This is a genomic window from Bartonella sp. CM31XJBT (assembly GCF_028618555.1).
GTDB lineage: Bacteria > Pseudomonadota > Alphaproteobacteria > Rhizobiales > Rhizobiaceae > Bartonella.
Map to the genome: position 1 here is coordinate 25514 of NZ_JAQITD010000014.1, position 19098 is coordinate 44611.

The following is a 19098-nucleotide window of genomic DNA, read 5'->3' on the forward strand; positions in this document are numbered from 1 at the left end:
AAAAACGCTTCAAAGCGTTTTTTTGTTTGCTCATATATTAAAATCTTGAAGAAAAGGATTATTTTGGCGCCCATAGCCTATGCTACTTTTGGGACCATGCCCACAAATAAAACAAACATCATCGCCTAAGGGTAAAACTTTTTCTCGAAGAGATTGCATCAATTTTTCATAGGAACAGAAGGGGAAGTCCGTACGTCCAATAGAACCACGAAAAAGAACATCACCCAAGAGGGCTAAGCGCTCTTTTTCATTGAAATAAATAACATGACCAGGGGAATGTCCTGGGGTGTGAAAAACCTTAAACACATGTCCAGCAAAATGAACACACTCACCATCTTCTAACTATATCGAACAACGCACCATAATGCTTTCGGGTGTAAGCCATGATTTAAGAACCATTCTCACCCGTTTTAAACTTCAACTAGCGTTAGCAAATACTGACTTTGATATTAAGCCGCTTGAGCAAGATGTGAGCGACATGCAAAATATGTTAGAAAATGACCTTGCTTTTGCCCGTAGTGAAGGAAGTGAGTATATTAAAACTTTTGATTTAAATGCTCTTATGCAAAAATTCTCTACCGATGCGCATCTTCACAAACGTCAATTTTCCTACACCATTGAAAGCCCTACACAAATACAAGTACGCCCCCATGCCTTCACGCGTCTCATCAGCAATCTTGTATCAAAAGCATTTTGTCATGCTAATACTGTCAAACTAACAGCCATATCCCAACAAGAATCTTTCATCATAACTATTGATGATGATGGACCTGGGATTCATAAAAATATGCGCACAGAAGTCTTTAAGCCATTCTTTAAACTTGATAAAACACAAAATCAAGATGCGAGTAGAGCAGGACTCGGCCTTTCTATTGCTCAAGATATAGCACGTAGCCATGGAGGCAATATTCAATTGGATGATAGCCCTCTAGGGGGCTTACGCGCTATTATTGATGTCCCCCTTTAGCAATTTTTCTTGTTAAACCACGTTATAAAAAAATCCCTAAAACTATCAAAACATGCCAAAAACACTTCTAAAACCTAAATGAGCACAAAAAAATTAAAGAGAATGTTTCCCATATATCAAAAAAAGTTCCCGCAATATATTATCTTATACAGTTATAATCTGATATCGAACTCAATATTTAACCTCACAAGAGAGTAGTCAAACAGGACTGTATTCTATCACACAAATAAGATTTTATCTTAGCACCATAAGCCTATAATAAAAAACGATAACTTTTATTCATACACCTATTGTTTAATTCATATTGTATCAATTAATAAAAAAGTACTCATCAATAAAGAATTTATAACCAATAGTAAAAAATCTGCTGCTCTCAATACAAGCTGCTGAATTAACCTTAAGAATATTACATTAATTGAAATCAAAATTTTGTCATGATTTTATTTTACTGTACCGGCAATGTTTTAACTAAATGAATTTTTATTTTTTTGTCACAATAAAGTCCAAAATTGTTCAGGCTCTATTCAGTTTGAAACGTGTAGGATGTGAAAAATACGAATTTACACAAGGAGCATCATTATGAAAAAACTCTTCAGATTAGCGGTATTATCAGCAATGTCTACTGCAACCGTTTTGATGCCATTAAATCCAACGCTTGCAGATATGGCATGGTATCATAGCTATGATATGAGGAGGGAGGCTGGTTTACCAGCTCACAATTTTAGCTCCCATTTTTCTCATAGTGAACATCGCTCTTTTGATAATCCCCACAAGCGTCATTATGTTAGCCATAAATGGGGAGCACAACAACACCATCATGTTGAACACAAGACATATCATTATGTCGAGCGCAAAAAGACAAAACACAGTAGTATTAATATAAATAACTCAGGAGAAGCTTTAGCAATGGGCATTCTTGCTCTTGCAGCAGGTGCACTTCTCAGCAAAATTTTTAAAAAACCAGAACAGCCACAAGTTGTTTATCAAACCGCACCACAGCATCAAATTGTATATCAACAGGTTCCACAAGAGCAGATAATTTATGAAACTCCGCAAACGGTGGAATATGAGCCAGTACAACAATCATGGGAGTCTGATTGGCTTCAATATTGCAAGAAAAAATACCGTTCTTTCAACCCTAAAACAGGAACTTTCCGAGACCGTAATGGTTTGGAACACGTTTGTTATGCCCCAATAAATTAACTTCTGTTCCGCCCTACTAAAAAGTCTTAAATGGCACAAAAAAACGCTTCAAAGCGTTTTTTTGTTTGCTCATATATTAAAATCTTGAAGAAAAGGATTATTTTGGCGCTCATAGCCTATGCTACTTTTGGGACCATGCCCACAAATAAAACAAACATCATCGCCTAAGGGTAAAACTTTTTCTCGAAGAGATTGCATCAATTTTTCATAGGAACAGAAGGGGAAGTCCGTACGTCCAATAGAACCACGAAAGAGAACATCACCCAAGAGGGCTAAGCGCTCTTTTTCATTGAAATAAATAACATGACCAGGGGAATGTCCTGGGGTGTGAAAAACCTTAAACACATGTCCAGCAAAATGAACACACTCACCATCTTCTAACCATTTGTCAGGAATACAGATGCAAGCATCAGTGATGCCATAATTTTTTGCGCTTTCGCTCACAGCATCCATCACAGGCTTATCATCGCGATGTGAACCGATAATTTTTACATTAAGCGCTTCTTTCGCTTGCATTGCTGCTCCTACATGATCAAAATGACCATGTGTTACCCAAATAGCCTCAACAATAACACCATTCTTTTCGATTACGTCTTGAATCCGCGGCCAATCACCACCAGGATCAACGAGAACCCCCGTTTTACATTCACTATCAAAAAGCAAAGTGCAATTTTGTTGGAATGTCGTAACGGGAATAATATGTATATTAAGACTACCCATAATATCCTTTTCAAAAGTAACTTTTTTAAATTTATAAATAAAACTTTCTCTCCTTTAAGGTAAAGGTGCTGCTCGACAGCTTTATACAACTTATGTAAACTTGCATTTTGTGTAAACTAAATTTTTATCAAGGTTTTTTTAAGAATGACCAATCACGTTCAAGTTTTGTGTGACGATGCCCCTCACCTTCTTGTGATTGATGACGATACTCGTATTCGCAATCTTTTATTTCAGTTTCTCATTAAAAATGGATTTCGTGTTTCAGTTTCAGCCAATGCGAATGAAGCAAGACGACTGTTGGCAAGTTTAGATTTTGATCTTCTTATTGTTGATGTCATGATGCCTAGCGAAAACGGTATTGATCTCACTCATTCACTCCGCCAAACAAAAGATGTTCCTATCTTGATGCTAACAGCTTTATCAGAAATAGACAATCGTATCCGTGGATTAGAAGCAGGGGCCGATGATTATCTGTCTAAGCCGTTTGACCCTCGTGAACTTCTCCTTCGCATCAACGCCATTTTACGACGTGGTTTTCCCCTTAGCCAACCTAAAATTGAGCAAATCGTTTTTGGTCCTTATATATTTTCAATTTCACGACGCGAACTCAAAAAAGGAGGAGAAATTATTAAATTAACAGATAAAGAACAAGAAATGATGGTCATGTTTGCCGAAAATGCAGGCGATACAATTCCGCGCCATAAATTCGCGACAGATGACAGCAATATAAGTGAACGTGCCATTGATGTGCAGATAAACCGCCTTCGTCGTAAGATCGAAAAAAACCCAGCACTGCCTATATGGCTCCAAACCGTGCGAGGAATAGGGTATAAACTCTCTATTGAATAGGCACAAGAATGATCAAACCTTTAAGATTTTTTCTTCGATGGTTAACGAAAAAAATGCCTAAACGGCTTTATGCTCGCTCTTTAATCATTATTATCGCTCCCATGGTGCTTCTGCAAACGGTCATTGCTTATGTCTTTATGGAACGCCATTGGCAAATGGTAACTGAGCGTCTTTCAACGGCTGTCGTGCATGATATTTCAGCCATTATTGATATTCTTGAAACATATCCCCAACAAGATAACTATGAAGATATAAAGCGTATTGCACAACAACGTATGGGATTAAATATTTCTATTCTATCTCCTACCTCCTTACCCCCTCCAGGACCTAAGCCATTTTTTGCAATTCTTGACTATTTTTTAAGTGAAGAAATCACCCGCCAAATTAACCGTCCCTTCTGGATTGATACCGTAGGAGATTCTGATCTTGTTGAAATCCGTATCCACCTTGGTCACAACATCTTACGCGTCTTTGCTCCACGCAGCCAAGCCTATGCTTCCAATACTGCTATTTTTTTAAGCTGGATGGTAGGAACAGCTCTTGTTTTATTGCTGATAGCAATTTACTTCTTGCGCAATCAAATCAAACCGATTCAACAATTGGCTGAAGCAGCAGAAAGCTTTGGACGCGGTCGTCCTTTACCAAAAGGTTTTCAACCACAAGGAGCTGATGAAGTCCGTCGTGCAGGCATCGCTTTTTTACGCATGCGTGAACGTATTGAACGCCAAATTGAACAACGTACCATGATGCTCTCAGGAGTAAGTCATGATTTAAGAACCATTCTTACACGCTTTAAACTTCAGCTGGCATTAGTAAATACTGACTTTGATATTAAACCGCTTGAGCAAGATGTAAGTGACATGCAAAATATGTTAGAAGATTATCTTGCTTTTGCTCGTGGTGAAGGAAGTGAAAGTGTCAAGACTTTTGATTTAAATGCTCTTATGCAAAAATTCTCCACCGATGCTCGTCTTCACAAACGTCAATTTTCTTACACCATTGAAGGTCCTACAGAAATACAAGTACGTCCCCGTGCTTTCACACGCTTAGTCAGCAATCTTGTAACAAATGCATTTTGTTACGGCACGACTGTTAAACTAACCGCTAACTCTCAACAAGAATCTTTTATATTGATAATCGATGATAATGGACCTGGAATTCATGAAGATATGCGCACAGAAGTTTTTAAGCCATTCTTTCGACTTGATAAAGCGCGAAATCAAGATGCAAGTGGAACAGGACTTGGTCTTTCTATTGCTCAAGACATAGCACGCAGCCATGGTGGCAATATACAATTAGACGAGAGCCCACTCGGGGGAGTGCGCGCTATTCTTGATGTCCCCCTATGAGCAATATTTCCGCAAACCGTCTGTAAAAATAACAGACTGTATATTTTAGGCATTCCCTACAGTTTCAAACAAAGTGTACTGTAGTGCCTTGTAAGCACTTTCTCCCGACAAAGCAACCATCTGAAATGCAACATAATGGCTTTCACAGGCTTTAAGTGCATGTATCAACAATGTTTCAACCTGTATATGAGATGGATGCATCCCACCAGCCAAAAGAAGACCTTGTCGATAAATGACTGAATTATTCCTTTGCCAGTAATCAAAATGTCCCAACAACAACTTTTCATTAATTGCTAGCAATAAGCGCTGTATTTCAGCTGTTCGAGCATTTTTAATAGAGAGATCAAACGAACAAGCTAAATGAAGTGCTTCATGCTCTTCCATCCATGAAAAAGCAAGACGATAGTTTGCGCGTTTTCCTTCCACACAAACGCTAATTTCATCTTGTGCATCCCGCTCAAACGACCAATCATATTCACAGGCAATCTGTTCGATAAAGTCAACAGGGTGCTCTTTTCTTTCTGTGGCGCAAAATGCAAGCCTCATCACAATCCTCAATCATCTTAAAACATTGTCAACAGAATATAAAACGTCTAAACTGTAACAATATTTTGCTACAATCAGAACCTTTACACCAAACAAATACACATAAAAACATCGACAGTACACAAACACCCAGAACACAATCGCGCTGTTTAGGGCAACCTGATAGTCATAAAACGAATCATCAAGTCTTTTCAGTGTATTGATACAATTTCATAGCGCCAGCCCCCCTGATTCAAAAAAATGTATTTTACCCAAAAAAAAATCAAAAATAAACAAATGCTCCGCTCTAACAGACTCAAGATTAAGCATTTTTTAGTTTCACGCATCACATTGAAAAATTGGGGATATTTTTTGAAGATTCTTTTTTTAAGAAACTATTTTACTTTTTTATGTCTGCGTTTTTTTAATCATCTTTCTTTAAATCATCAAGGCGCCTTTTCAAATCAGCATTATCAGCATGGATTTTCAGCACCATCTCCTTAAAAGTCTCAAACTCTTCGCGAGAAACAAGATCAAGCTTGTTTGCTATCTTTTCAGCCTGCACACGAAAAGCTGTTCCAGCTTCACGTCGTATGCCTTGCGCAACGTCAGCAGCATCCGTTGCTAATTTTGCTAATTCATCAAGAATACGATTTGATCCATTACGCATAACATTTTTCCTTAAATTTTAATTATTGACGCACGCATTATAGCGTATTCTCATAACATTTAGATACTGTAATTTGTTCCTTTTACTCTATATTTTACATACTATGTAGACTTTTCATAACGATTTTGTTTAAGATTTTTTAATATTCCTTTATCACCATATTTTTTACCGCGATAAATCAGTGGAAATCTATCTCCCTTTCTGACTAGCCTCCCTACTGACTTGACCATTGTGCATTCATCTGTCATTTCTGACCATCAGAGTCACTTCATATTCATCTCGTATAATGTAAAATGCTTAACTCATGAACAATCTGTCTTGTCCAGCCATTGCTTTTCCGTCTTTCCTTGATCCTGTCATTATCCAGCTAGGTCCCATAGCACTTCATTGGTATGGACTTGGTTACGTACTGGGTATTCTTTTTGCTTGGTGGTATGCGCAAAAATTATTAAAAAAAACATCTCTATGGTATAGAGACCACCCTCCTATGGATAAAGAAAAGATCGGAGATTTTGTTGTCTGGTCTGCCATAAGTGTTGTTATCGGAGGGCGTTTAGGACAAGTTCTTGTATGGGATCCCATTTACTATTTTAACCATCCAAGTGCTATCATTGCCGTATGGGATGGGGGAATGTCCTTTCATGGCGGACTTATTGGTATTATCATTGCTATGATCTGGTTTGCCCGTAAAAATTATATTAACATACGAGCCATGTTTGATATCATTGCTGCAGGTGCTCCTATTGGTATCGGCATTGTACGAATCTGCAACTTCATCAACCAAGAGTTATGGGGCAATATCACTACACATCCTTGGGCTGTTTGTTTTCCTCTCGATCCTTACTATTTACCGCGCCATCCAAGCCAGCTTTACGAAGCATTTATGGAAGGATTTCTTCTCTTCATCATCTTGTGTCTTCTTATTTTTGGGTTCAAAGCATTAAAGCGTCCCGGTGCTGTATCAGGAACATTTATTATAGGCTACGCAGTAGCACGCAGCATTTCTGAAGTTTACCGTGCGCCTCAAGAAGATCCAGAATGGTTTTCGACACTTTTCCATTCTACTGGTTTTACCTATGGCATGGCTTTATCTCTTCCCATGCTTCTTTTAGGGGGTTATCTTCTTCTCCACGCCTTTAAATATAAATCGACAGAAAATGGCCAATCTAAAAGAAAAAATTAAAGAAATTATTGTCCTTAATGGACCAATCACTGTTAGCCAATATATGACGTTGGCACTTACAGATCCTCAGTTTGGTTATTATCAAACACAAACACCTTTTGGACGTGATGGTGATTTCATTACAGCACCTGAAATAAGCCAATTATTTGGAGAGATGATTGGCATTTGGACTCTTGCGAGCTGGAAAGCTCAAGGTTGTCCTCATCCTTTTATCCTCGCTGAGATAGGTCCAGGACGTGGAATTTTGATGGATGACATTTTGCGAACCATCCAAAAGCTTTCTACAAGAGCATTTAATGCTGCTGAAATTTTTCTGATCGAAATAAGCAAAAAACTTGCAAAAGAACAAAAAAAGCGCCTTTGCTCTTATCAAAAACAAATCCATAGCATTGAAAATTTTAATCAAATTCCTTCAAAACCTCTCTTCCTCATTGCTAATGAATTTCTCGATACACTCCCTATCAACCAATATATTAAAGTCAATGGAGAATGGAAAGAGCGCTGCATTACAGTCAATCAAAATGGAGATTTCATCTTTATTGCTGCCCCGCATAAACTTCCCTCTTCTTGTCTACAAACCTATTGTTCTAAAGTGCCTGACGGAACAATTTTTGAACATGCCCCTTTACGGCATCAATTCATGCAACAAATCAGCCACCATTTAGTGCAAGTGACAGGTTCTGCTTTACTTATCGACTATGGTGCTTGTGAGCTTGCCTTTGGCGATACCTTGCAAGCACTCTCAAAACATAGATTTCGTGATGTTTTTGATGCCCCTGGTGAACATGATTTAACATCCCATGTTGATTTTTCTTTTTTAAAAAACATAGCTCTTGAACAGGGCTGTTTTGCTGAAATCTTAGAGCAAGGAGAATTTCTTTTTAAAATGGGGCTACTGGAGCGCGCAAACCAGCTTGGAGTTGGCAAAAGTGCTCCTTTGCAAGACAAAATCCGCCAAGACATCGAACGGCTCGCTGGTCCAGATCAGATGGGAAAATTATTTAAAGTTTTACATTTCAGTGATAAAAACATCTCCATACCTCCTCAATTTTGATGATCGGCGCTTTTGTCAATAAGCACATCATTATCTGAAATATTCATTGACAAATATGAACATCTCCATCCTCATTTCAAATAATCTCCATAAGGAACTTTTATGAAATCTATCCCTCATCCCATTCTTGCAAAAAATCTTTCTACTTTACACACCCATGGGATAAAACATGGATTTTTTACACGTGAAGGTGGTGTTTCAAAAAATCTTTATCATAGTCTTAATGTTGGGAAAGGTTCAAATGATCAGCTTGAATATATTGTACAGAATCGTCTTTTGATCGCCAATTACTTTTCTATTGAGGCGCAAAATTTAGTCACAGTCAATCAAATACACTCCTGTAACGTTGTCGTAGCTCATCAAGCAATTATCGGTGCACCTCCTCAAGCTGATGCTCTGGTTACGACCACCCCAGAACTCGTTATTGGGGTTCTTACAGCAGATTGCGGACCCATTCTGTTTGCTGATCCACAAGCTGGAGTCATCGCTGCAACTCATGCTGGCTGGCGTGGAAGCTTAAATGGAATTATCGAGAAAACAATTGCTGTTATGGAAAAACAAGGAGCCAAAAGACAATCAATAACAGCAGTCCTTGGACCTTGTATTGGCCCTTATCACTACGAAGTAACAAATGAATTTTACGACCAATTTATTGATTACCACAGCAAATACCAAAAATATTTTTTAAAAACAGACAAAATAAATCGCTTTTATTTTAATCTATGGGCATTTATTATAAACCAACTCAAAGAAGCAGGCGTTAATGCTTCTTGTGTAGAGCTTTGTACCTATCAAGATGAACAGCGTTTTTTCTCCTATCGCCGTGCAATACACCGCAACGAACCCGATTACGGACGGCAAATTTCTGCTATTATGCTGAAAAACAAAAGATGAGCCCCTTTTATACTTGAGAACAATACCAAAACTGCAAAACTAAACTTTTTACCCAAATGTAAAAATAAATCCCATTGGACTTTGCTTTTTTCACAAAATTATCTACCAGCACATAAAATATGATAGCCTTCGCTGTGATCATTTTCAATGTTTGGTTATAATAATTGAAGGCAAGATGATACTTCTTTTTATTACTCCCCTTCATTCATCTTAAATATGAAACATTCCCCATATTGAAAGCATTTTTATAAAGTAATAACCAAAAAGATTAATCAATATGTATTTCTTTGCCGCATGGAGAAAAAACTTTGCTCTAAAAGTAACAAACTTTTGGAAAAAGAGAAAACATACTGCATAGCTCTTTAATAATAATCGATAAAATTGTAAGGCTTTTGTAATTGTTCTCTTGCAATTTAATAAAAAGAAATTAAAAACCGTGTCGCATTCCACCATGATAATTCAGAGGTTCTACTATGAAACTTTTCTGCGGAAATTCTAATCCACGCCTAGCTGAAGATGTTGCAAATTATTTGAACATCCCCTTAGGCAAAGCAACTGTAAAGCGCTTTGCTGATCAAGAAATTTTCGTAGAACTGCATGAAAATGTACGTGGCCAAGATGTTTTTGTTTTGCAATCTACATCCTATCCCGCAAATGATCATTTGATGGAATTGCTCATCATGATTGATGCCCTTCGTCGTTCTTCTGCACGTCGTATTACAGCTGTTATCCCCTATTTTGGCTATGCCCGCCAAGATAGAAAACCAGGACCACGGACTCCTATTTCTGCAAAACTTGTTGCCAACCTAATTACGGAAGCAGGGGCCCATCGTGTTTTAACATTGGACCTTCATGCAGGACAAATTCAAGGTTTTTTTGATATCCCTACGGATAATCTCTATGCTGTTCCTGTCATTTCTCGCGATGTCAAAGTGCATTATTCTCTTGAAAATGTTATCGTTGTTTCACCTGATGTGGGTGGTGTGGTTCGCGCGCGTGCGCTCGCCAAGCGCTTGAACAGTTTGCTCGCTATTGTGGATAAACGTCGCGAAAGCCCCGGTGAATCAGAAGTTATGAATATCATTGGAGATGTATCGGGAAAAGATTGCCTTCTGCTTGATGATATTGTTGATTCAGGTGGAACTTTATGCAATGCAGCAAGTGCTCTGCTTAAACATGGTGCCAATAGTGTCACGGCTTATATCACGCACGGTGTTCTTTCTGGTAATGCAATCGAACGAATTGCCAATTCAGAGATGAAAGAATTGGTTATTACAGATTCAATTATGCCAACACAAGCTATTGAGAAAACCCATAATATTCGTGTTTTGCCCATTGCCGACCTTATTGGAGAAGCAATAGCAAGGACAGCAGCAGAACAATCGGTTTCCAGCTTATTTGGTTAAAGTGGTTCCTTGGGGTCTCCCGGTGCTGTTTCAACACCAAGATCAGGAAATGCAACAATACGTTGACCACTAAAATGCGTGTGAATAACAATAAGTCCACGCTCTTCAAAGTAGGTTAAAAGTCGGCGTGCACGGCTTAAAGAATGAGTTCCATAAAGACGTGCTAAAAATGCATCAGATGGACATGGCTTTCCCCCTAATGCGGCCTGTGCCACATTCAAGAAGACTCCTTGAACATCTTCTTCCAAACTTTCTGATATCTGCAAAATATGTTTCCAATGTTCACTGACAGCCGTTTGTTCATCAACAAAAGCCTGAGCAATAGCCAATTTACGCCGAAATTGTGAAAGATTAAAAGGAACCTTTGACATACCATGGATACGGCAACGAACTGAAAAATCTTGATAAAGCACCGCTGTTGAACGATAAAAAGCCTCAGAATCCTCAAGAATTTCCCGAATAATATGTTCTGCTTGGCCGTCACGCTCAACATCAGAAAGTTCAGGAAATAAACTCAGGTTTTCTTCCAACAGCTCTTGTTTTTTATGCACTACCTCCTCTAACATCTCGTGCATTGATTTTTCCCTCATCGGCTCTCGTGTTTGTTTAAATGGCGTTAAAATTTCCTCTGGTGAAGCAGTAAAAACGAGCTCTTGCACATCATCCCGCTCTGTTGGAAGTGGCATTAATTTAGGACTAGAAGAGCGTGCCAAAGTTTCAACAGAACCGATAATGATTGGTAAGGGACGTCGTGATAAAGCAGGGCCTAAAGCTATAAAATTTCCCCGTTCAAGATCTCTAAACATTTCCGCTTGGCGACGCTCCATTCCCAAAAGATCAGCAGCGCGCACCATATCAATATCTAAAAAAGTCCGCCCTATTAAAAAGTTTGAAGCTTCAGCAGCAACATTTTTGGCAAGCTTAGCCAAACGTTGTGTCGCAATAACACCAGCAAGACCACGTTTACGTCCTCGACACATAAGATTGGTCATAGCGCTCAAAGAAATTTTACGCGCTTCATCAGAAACTTCTCCTGCTGCAGTTGGAGCAAACAATTGCGCTTCATCGACAACGACAAGCATAGGATACCAATAATCACGTTCCACATCAAACAGTGCCCCAAGGAAAGCCCCTACAGCACGCATCTGTTGTTCAGTATCCAAGCCTTCAAGATTAAATACCACTGAAACCCGATGTTGTCGAATGCGATGGGCAATACGAGTCAACTCTAATTCACTACGTTGAGCCTCTACAATAACATGACCAAATTTATCTGCCAAAGTTACAAAATCGCCTTCTGGATCAATTACACAATGCTGCACCCACTTAGCACTTTGCTCCAAAAGACGGCGTAAAAGATGTGATTTCCCTGAACCGGAATTACCTTGTACAAGAAGACGTGTCGCCAATAATTCTTCTAAGTCAAGAAGTGCTGGCATCGATTTATGCAAAGCACGATTCTCTGACATCTCACCCAAGGCAATCTCAACCTTCATAACATCTCCAGTGTTTGATTTTGAACATATCAGTGCCAGCACATATTGGTTGATTCTCCATCCACACCGCAATTTGTAACATTTCCTCCTTTTTAACGGTAGAAATCATCGATTTTTCCCACAACTCTTGCATCTATGAATAGTTTGAACTATAGAACAAACTTCTGCGTAGACACCCTTGGAGGCAACGTAGAATGGAGTGATCGCTGTTGGTTAGCGCATATCTTCATATCCATGCAAAAACTATTACTGTTTTTGAAGGATCTCCAATCATGTAAAAAGGACTTAAATTATGAGTAAAAGCTACACTCTTAAGGCCGAAAAACGCGAGCGGGTTGGTAAGGGGTCCTCCCGTGAACTTCGCCGCAACGGTCTTATTCCTGCTGTCATTTATGGTGAAAAACAACCACCCTTGGCAATAACAGTTCCCTATAAAGAAATTTTCTACAAAATTCATGCCGGTGGCTTTCGTACCACCATTGCAACGATTATTCTTGACAAGCAAAAAATTATGGTTTTGCCAAAAGATTATCAATTAGATCCCGTGCGTGACTTTCCCCTCCATGTAGACTTTTTACGCATTTCAGCAAAATCTGTTGTAGAAGTGAATATTCCTGTCCACTTCCTCAATGAAGATACGGCACCTGGACTTAAAAAGGGTGGTGTCCTCAATATTGTTCGGCACGAAATTGAATGTACAGCTCCAGCAAGTGCTATTCCTGAAGCTATTGAAATTGATCTCTCCAGCTACTCTATTGGTGATTCTATTCACATTTCAGCAGTGCAACTGCCAAAAGATGTGACTCCCATCATCCAAGATCGAGACTTTACCATTGCAACCATTGCAGCTCCTGCTGGCATGGATGTCAGCGATGAAACTTCTGAACAAGAAAATGATGAAGAAAACACGGAAACTTCATAAAACTCAAAAGGCGGGAATTTTTTCCGCCTTAATTTATGAGACATTACCCTTACTCATACTTTGACTGAAGATACACATGTGGCTTATTGCTGGTCTTGGCAATCCTGGTTTACAATATCAAAATAACCGCCATAATATCGGTTTTATGGCTGTTGATGCCATTTATCAGTCCTTCTCTTTTTCTCCATGGTCAAAGAAGTTTCAAGCAGAAATCTCCAATGGTTTCATAAATAATGAGAAAATTTTTCTTATAAAACCACAAACTTTCATGAATCTTTCTGGTCAAGCTATTGGCGAAGCTTTGCGATTTTATAAATTAGATTTGAAGAATTTGATCATCATTTATGATGAGTTAGACCTGTCACCGGGAAAAGTTCGTATAAAAATTGGTGGAGGAAATAATGGGCATAATGGCATTAAGTCTATTGATGCCCATTGTGGTACTGACTATTGTCGTATACGCATAGGAATTGGTCATCCTGGAAGCAAAGAACTTGTTCATCAGCATGTTCTGGGAAATTTCACCAAATCTGATCAAGAATGGTTATCCCCTCTCTTAGAGGCAATTGCAAAAAATATCGCTCTCCTTATAAAAGATGAAAAATCCCTCTTTATGAATGAAGTTTCACAAACGATAAAAAACAATCAAAACCATTGGCTTGCGTGTCCCAGTGGCGTGAAGAATATGGATAAGAACTCTTAAAAAAATCCTCTTATAAACTTTCTCAAAGGAAAAATCTGTTGGCAACGTGAGAAGCTAGAAAATAGAATCAGAATACAAGCTTGTATGCACTTTTGAAAAAGAAAGGCTTATTTTCTCTTTTAAGAAAAAGAGAAGATTGAACAGAAAACCAAAATACTTAAACGGCTCTCTCCAATCTTCTCCCCGAAATTAAAAAAATTCATTTGGCTGAATGGTCGACTGTAGCGGATCATAGCCATTTGATTGTTGACTATAAACTGTAGGAATACTCCTATTGTTTTGCAATACCACAACACGCGAACCAACGGGAACACGATCATAAAGATCGATAATATCTTGATTAAGCAAACGAATGCACCCACTTGAAATAGCACGCCCAATTGACCACGATTCGTGTGAACCATGAATACGGAAAAGTGTATCTTTCCCATTTTTGAACAAATAAAGTGCCCGCGCACCTAATGGATTATCGGGTCCTGGTGGCATGCCTTTCCCAAGATGTCCATAACGTTCTGGTTCTCGAGCCATCATAGCTGCAGTAGGAGCCCAATTTGGCCACCGACGCTTGCGCTGTATAACCCCCTCACCTTCAAATGCTAAACCTTCCTTACCGACCCCAATCCCATAACGCAAAGCTTTTCCATTTTCACCAATAAGGTAAAGAAAACACTCTTGCGTATCTACAACCAATGTTCCAGCTGGATAAGATGTATAATAAATCACTTCTTGTCGCCAATATTTTGGATCAATTGTCGCAAGATCAACAGCAGGTAACGAATAAGTCTCATTCGTTACAGGACCATACAAAGCCTGTATTTCTGGTGGAATGTATCGAACTTGTTGAAAAGAAACCGATGACATATCTGACTGATGTGTAGCACATCCAGCCAAAGCCAAAAGTGCTGCAATTAAAAAGGCACAACGAGATAACACTCTTCTATTTTCTCCGATTAATTATTTATGCAGATTTGCATACCATGAAAAACTTAGCACAATATTAACATTAATTCGAAGTTTTCTTATCCTTGAAACTAAGGAGAGAATTAAGATAAGAAGAACTAAGGTAAAAAAAGCAGATACCTGCTACTTTATACTTTTTTCTCACTTATCGCAAGGCAAGGACTATAACTCTTCTGAAAATATGCTATAAAAAAGAAGCTTTATCTTGACTATAAAATCAAACGAAAAGAAAGACTCTCATGGGCTTTAAATGCGGTATTGTCGGATTACCTAATGTTGGGAAATCAACTCTTTTTAATGCATTAACAAAAACAGCCACTGCACAGGCTGCCAATTATCCTTTCTGTACCATTGAACCCAATACCGGTGAAGTTGCTGTTCCAGATTTACGAATGGAAAAAATTGCATCAATCGCTGGTTCAAAAGAAATGATTCCTACACGCATTAACTTCGTCGATATTGCGGGGCTTGTGCGAGGAGCTTCAAAAGGCGAAGGTTTAGGAAACAAATTTTTAGCCAATATTCGCGAAGTCGATGCCATTGTCCACGTTTTACGCTGTTTTCAAAATGAAGATATTACCCATGTAGAGGGACGTATTGATCCTGTTAGTGATACAACAACGGTTGAAACCGAACTCATGCTTGCGGATCTTGAAAGTCTTGAGAGACGAATCATACAAATTCGTAAACGAGCAACCGGAAAAGACAAAGAAGCTCTCACAATTTTGCCTATTATGGAAAAAGCATTAAACATACTGCAACAGGGAAACCCTGTCCGGTTATTGCTCAAAGATATCTCTTCCGATGAACACCACATTCTTAAAAGCTTGAATCTTTTAACCTCCAAGCCTGTACTTTATGTTTGTAATGTAAGCGAAAATGACGCCGCTCATGGAAATAGCTTTACCCAAACAGTTGAAAAAATGGCAACAGAGCAAAATGCACAAAGCATTATCATTTCTGCTTCTATCGAAGCGGAAATCACACAACTGAGTGATGCTGAAGCATCAGAATATCTCAATGCTTTAGGACTCTTTGAACCGAGTCTCAATCGCCTCATTCGCGCTGGTTACCATTTACTTGATCTCATTACTTACTTCACCTGTGGGCCTAAGGAAACACGAGCATGGACAATTACGCGTGGTACAAAAGCTCCCCAAGCAGCTGGCGTTATTCACTCAGATTTTGAGCGCGGTTTCATTCGTGCCCAAACCATCAGCTACAATGACTATATTGCTCTGGGTGGAGAAAGCGGTGCAAAAGAAGCAGGAAAAGCCCGCGATGAAGGAAAAGAATACATTGTGCAAGATGGCGATATCATGTTATTTAAACATAATACTTAAATCTTCACTCTGTCTTAATAGTTTATCTTGAAAACTTTGGTAATAGCTCCCTGGAATCTTGTCGCAAAAGCTCTCAAGTGTTTTTAGAACAAAAAGACTGTTGCTAGCATATGATTATGATAGCAACAGTTTTATCCATTAAAGAATGAAAATATAAAATTAGCGTGTCCAACGCCCTTCGTATTTAAATGTTGGAGCGTCCTTTAAAGAATCTTTTGTCGCATTTGTAATGAGTTTCCATTTACCATAATCATTTGTCATCTGGATTGTTTCTGGAGAAACGACCACATAACTCTCGCCTATGCCAAGAAAACCACCAACAGCAATAACAAATCCTGCAATATTATTTTCACGTAAAATAATATCTTTTACTTCACCAATATTTTCATCTTCTATATTATATACATTGGCGCCTATAAGACTGGAAGCTACAAAATCCGTTGCTAAAGGTGTCACATAACGCACAGACTTATCTATCCCCACCTGTACAATACCCGTCGAAGAGATCATTTCAGGTTTTGAAGGCACTTCAAAAGACTGAGCATAAGTACTAGAAACCATCAAAATTGACATAAGAGTAGTACATGCAATTTTTTTCATTTTAACATCTCCATTTTTACTTTGCTTTTACTTTATAAAACCTCAATGCATCATAAAAAGATTTGTTCCTTATGCTCTTTATACTCTATACTCTTTCGAGTCTTGTCGCTTTACCCTTTTCTCTTTATTTCGTCTTTTATTTCTTTCTCTAACTCTTTTTCTAAACCACACCAAATACGATTTTTTAAAATATAAACAAGCCCTGCAAAAATGATTAAAAATAAAATAACACGAAAACCGGTTTTTTTACGAATTTCCATATGAGGATCGGCAGCCCACATCAAAAAAGCAGAAACATCGCGCGCATAATGTTCAATGATTTCTGGAGTTCCATCTTCATAAGCAACCATACCATCACTCAAAGGAGGAGCCATCGTTAAAGAATTACCGGCAATAAAATAAGGATTATACCAATAACCATTCGCAATTTTTATCTCCTTCGGTGCCTTCTGATATCCTGTTAAAAGAGCTGTAATATAATCTGGACCAGCTGTATCATAATGAGTTAATACATCAGTAATTAAAGCAGGAAACGGCAAAGATACCCCACGTGCACGTGCCATCAATGACAAATCTGGAGGATAAGCACTATTCAAAATAAATCTTTCTTCTTCTTCATGTGAAAAGGGAGAAGGAAAATAATCCGTTGCAACCCCAGCACGTTTAAAAAATTTTCCTTCTCGATTAGGGCCATCGCGCACTTCATATTGCCCCGCCAAAGCTTTAATCTGTTCTTGATCATACCCTAGAGCTTTTAAATTGCGAAACGCCACATATTTTAGCCCATGGCAGCTGGAACAAACTTGTTTATAAACCTTTAATCCGCGCCTCAATTGCGCCTTATCATAAAGCCCAAATGGACCTGAAAAACTCCATTCTTGTTTTTTAGGAACTTGTAAAGGAAAAGAAATAAATCCCTCTTCCTGATCAGAGTCATCACTCGCTAAACTCTGAGCAGAAAAGCTCATAGCAACAATAAAAATCAGTCCGACAAAAACATTTACCATAGTCTCTTTTTCTGTTTTAAATCTTGCATAATTGAAGAAGGAAGAGAACAATTTTTTTCAAATGCTGGCAAAATCGGCAAAATAACCAAAAAAAATATAAAATAATAAACAGTAGCCAATTGTGTCCATAAAAGAATTTTATCACTTATTTCTCTTGACCCCAACCAACCAAGAAAAACGACATCAATAACCAACGCCCAAAAGAAAATTTTATAAACAGGTCGATATCTTGCTGAACATATTTTAGAACGGTCTAACCATGGCACAAAAATTAAAATGCAAATCGAACTGACGAATAAAACAAAGCCAACAAAGTTTGAAGAGAAAATACCAATATCAAAGGTTATAGCACGAAGCATCGCATAAAAAGGCAAAAAATACCATTCTGGAACCACACGAAGAGGTACCTTTAAAGGATCTGCCACACTATAATTTTCAGCCTGCCCCATATAATCGGGCATATAAAACAAAAACCAGGCAAAGAAGATCAGAAAAACAGTAATAGCAAAAATATCTTTGATAAGCGCATAAGGCGAAAATGGAACTGTTTCCTTATCTGATTGTATAGCAAGACCCGTTGGATTACCTTGCCCAACACAATGGATTGCCCAAATATGCAGCCCCACAAAAAGAAGCAAAATAAATGATAAAACATAATGGAAAACATAAAAACGATTCAACGTTGGTTGTCCTACGCCATAACCACCCAGAAGTGTCTCATGCAACCATATCCCCACCAAAGGTATCGTTTTAAAAAGCCCTGCAATCACTGAAGCCGCTGAAATAGACATCATCCCCCAAACAAGCACATAACCAAAAAATGCTATTGCCATCATGATGATATAAATAAAAATACCTGTAACCCATACCATTTCTCGCATGTTTTTATAAGAACCATAATAAAGTCCACGTGCCAAATGGATATAAACAGCAATAAAAAAAAACGAAGAGCCTACACAATGCCATGGACGAAAAAGCCAACCAAACTGCCCTTCACGCCGAAATCGTTCACTAGTTTCAAAAGCCAAATGAATATCTGGAACATAATGCATAGCCAAGACAATACCAGTCAAGAGCTGTGATAAAAGCATAATGGTCAAAATACCGCCAAATGTGTAAAAGTAATTAAGATTACGCGGAACAGGAAAAGTCACAAATGTATTATAAAAAAAACGAGGAAGAGGAAAACGCTTATCAAACCAACGAGCAAGAGCATTTTTAGGACAATAAGGAGGAAACCTTGTCAT

The 19098-nt window shown here is 38.4% G+C and carries 18 protein-coding genes and 2 pseudogenes; 11 read left to right on the forward strand and 9 right to left on the reverse strand.

Features of this window, described 5'->3' with window-relative positions; translation table 11 throughout:
• Positions 1-30: 30 nt before the first annotated feature.
• Positions 31-342, reverse strand: a pseudogene (locus PVV63_RS06880) (MBL fold metallo-hydrolase); the annotation flags it as partial.
• A gap of 4 nt (positions 343-346) precedes the next feature.
• Between PVV63_RS06880 and PVV63_RS06885 the strand changes: the two are divergent.
• Together PVV63_RS06885 and PVV63_RS06890 are read left to right on the forward strand one after the other, a co-directional pair.
• Positions 347-967, forward strand: a pseudogene (locus PVV63_RS06885) (sensor histidine kinase); the annotation flags it as partial.
• A 579-nt stretch (positions 968-1546) separates the two neighbouring features.
• Positions 1547-2170, forward strand: coding sequence for a BA14K family protein (locus tag PVV63_RS06890; RefSeq protein WP_273791224.1), 624 nt, complete (start codon positions 1547-1549; stop codon positions 2168-2170).
• A gap of 69 nt (positions 2171-2239) precedes the next feature.
• Here the strand turns inward: PVV63_RS06890 and PVV63_RS06895 are convergent, their stop codons facing one another.
• Positions 2240-2890, reverse strand: a complete 651-nt coding sequence (locus PVV63_RS06895; protein WP_273791225.1) for an MBL fold metallo-hydrolase — start codon at positions 2888-2890, stop codon at positions 2240-2242.
• A 144-nt stretch (positions 2891-3034) separates the two neighbouring features.
• On the opposite strand from PVV63_RS06895, the gene PVV63_RS06900 reads away from it, so the two are divergent.
• On the forward strand, positions 3035-3739 hold the full coding sequence (locus PVV63_RS06900; protein WP_273791226.1) for a response regulator: 705 nt from the start codon (positions 3035-3037) through the stop codon (positions 3737-3739).
• An 8-nt stretch (positions 3740-3747) separates the two neighbouring features.
• Entirely contained in the window at positions 3748-5088 is a 1341-nt protein-coding gene (locus PVV63_RS06905) for an ATP-binding protein (RefSeq protein ID WP_273791227.1), read from the forward strand.
• A 45-nt stretch (positions 5089-5133) separates the two neighbouring features.
• Here PVV63_RS06905 and PVV63_RS06910 read toward each other — a convergent pair whose 3' ends face one another.
• Together PVV63_RS06910 and PVV63_RS06915 are read right to left on the reverse strand one after the other, a co-directional pair.
• The gene (locus PVV63_RS06910; RefSeq protein ID WP_273724125.1) at positions 5134-5634 is read right to left on the reverse strand and encodes a YbjN domain-containing protein; all 501 of its coding nucleotides are present in this window, start codon (positions 5632-5634) and stop codon (positions 5134-5136) included.
• 403 nt (positions 5635-6037) lie between these two features.
• The gene (locus PVV63_RS06915; protein WP_273791228.1) at positions 6038-6283 is read right to left on the reverse strand and encodes an accessory factor UbiK family protein; all 246 of its coding nucleotides are present in this window, start codon (positions 6281-6283) and stop codon (positions 6038-6040) included.
• A 304-nt stretch (positions 6284-6587) separates the two neighbouring features.
• On the opposite strand from PVV63_RS06915, the gene lgt reads away from it, so the two are divergent.
• The 4 genes from lgt to PVV63_RS06935 all read left to right on the forward strand — a co-directional run bounded on the left by lgt (position 6588) and on the right by PVV63_RS06935 (position 10820).
• Positions 6588-7466, forward strand: coding sequence for a prolipoprotein diacylglyceryl transferase (gene lgt / locus PVV63_RS06920; RefSeq protein ID WP_273791229.1), 879 nt, complete (start codon positions 6588-6590; stop codon positions 7464-7466).
• Positions 7441-8520: a class I SAM-dependent methyltransferase gene (locus PVV63_RS06925; protein WP_273791230.1), complete on the forward strand. Its 1080-nt coding sequence runs from the start codon at positions 7441-7443 to the stop codon at positions 8518-8520. The genes lgt and PVV63_RS06925 overlap by 26 nt, the downstream gene beginning before the upstream one ends.
• Before the next feature lie 102 nt (positions 8521-8622).
• Positions 8623-9414 (forward strand): peptidoglycan editing factor PgeF, encoded by a 792-nt coding sequence (pgeF, locus tag PVV63_RS06930; RefSeq protein ID WP_273791231.1) that lies wholly within the window; start codon positions 8623-8625, stop codon positions 9412-9414.
• A 473-nt stretch (positions 9415-9887) separates the two neighbouring features.
• Entirely contained in the window at positions 9888-10820 is a 933-nt protein-coding gene (locus tag PVV63_RS06935; RefSeq protein ID WP_273791232.1) for a ribose-phosphate pyrophosphokinase, read from the forward strand.
• Here the strand turns inward: PVV63_RS06935 and PVV63_RS06940 are convergent.
• Positions 10817-12316, reverse strand: coding sequence for an ATP-binding protein (locus PVV63_RS06940; RefSeq protein WP_273791233.1), 1500 nt, complete (start codon positions 12314-12316; stop codon positions 10817-10819). The genes PVV63_RS06935 and PVV63_RS06940 overlap by 4 nt on opposite strands.
• A gap of 292 nt (positions 12317-12608) precedes the next feature.
• On the opposite strand from PVV63_RS06940, the gene PVV63_RS06945 reads away from it, so the two are divergent.
• Positions 12609-13238, forward strand: a complete 630-nt coding sequence (locus PVV63_RS06945) for a 50S ribosomal protein L25/general stress protein Ctc (protein ID WP_273791234.1) — start codon at positions 12609-12611, stop codon at positions 13236-13238.
• 76 nt (positions 13239-13314) lie between these two features.
• Positions 13315-13941: an aminoacyl-tRNA hydrolase gene (pth, locus tag PVV63_RS06950; protein ID WP_273791235.1), complete on the forward strand. Its 627-nt coding sequence runs from the start codon at positions 13315-13317 to the stop codon at positions 13939-13941.
• A gap of 189 nt (positions 13942-14130) precedes the next feature.
• Here pth and PVV63_RS06955 read toward each other — a convergent pair whose 3' ends face one another.
• Positions 14131-14874 (reverse strand): L,D-transpeptidase, encoded by a 744-nt coding sequence (locus tag PVV63_RS06955; protein ID WP_273791236.1) that lies wholly within the window; start codon positions 14872-14874, stop codon positions 14131-14133.
• A gap of 266 nt (positions 14875-15140) precedes the next feature.
• On the opposite strand from PVV63_RS06955, the gene ychF reads away from it, so the two are divergent.
• The gene (gene ychF / locus PVV63_RS06960) at positions 15141-16244 is read left to right on the forward strand and encodes a redox-regulated ATPase YchF (RefSeq protein ID WP_273791237.1); all 1104 of its coding nucleotides are present in this window, start codon (positions 15141-15143) and stop codon (positions 16242-16244) included.
• Positions 16245-16403: 159 nt separating this feature from the next.
• On the opposite strand, the gene PVV63_RS06965 is transcribed toward ychF, so the two are convergent.
• From PVV63_RS06965 to PVV63_RS06975, 3 genes are all read right to left on the reverse strand, one after another.
• On the reverse strand, positions 16404-16844 hold the full coding sequence (locus tag PVV63_RS06965) for a PRC-barrel domain-containing protein (RefSeq protein WP_273791238.1): 441 nt from the start codon (positions 16842-16844) through the stop codon (positions 16404-16406).
• Positions 16845-16954: 110 nt separating this feature from the next.
• Positions 16955-17851 carry a cytochrome c1 gene (locus PVV63_RS06970; protein ID WP_273791239.1) on the reverse strand — a complete coding sequence of 299 codons (897 nt, stop codon included), beginning with the start codon at positions 17849-17851 and terminating at the stop codon, positions 16955-16957.
• On the reverse strand, positions 17845-19098 hold the full coding sequence (locus PVV63_RS06975) for a cytochrome b N-terminal domain-containing protein (RefSeq protein WP_273791240.1): 1254 nt from the start codon (positions 19096-19098) through the stop codon (positions 17845-17847). The genes PVV63_RS06970 and PVV63_RS06975 overlap by 7 nt, the downstream gene beginning before the upstream one ends.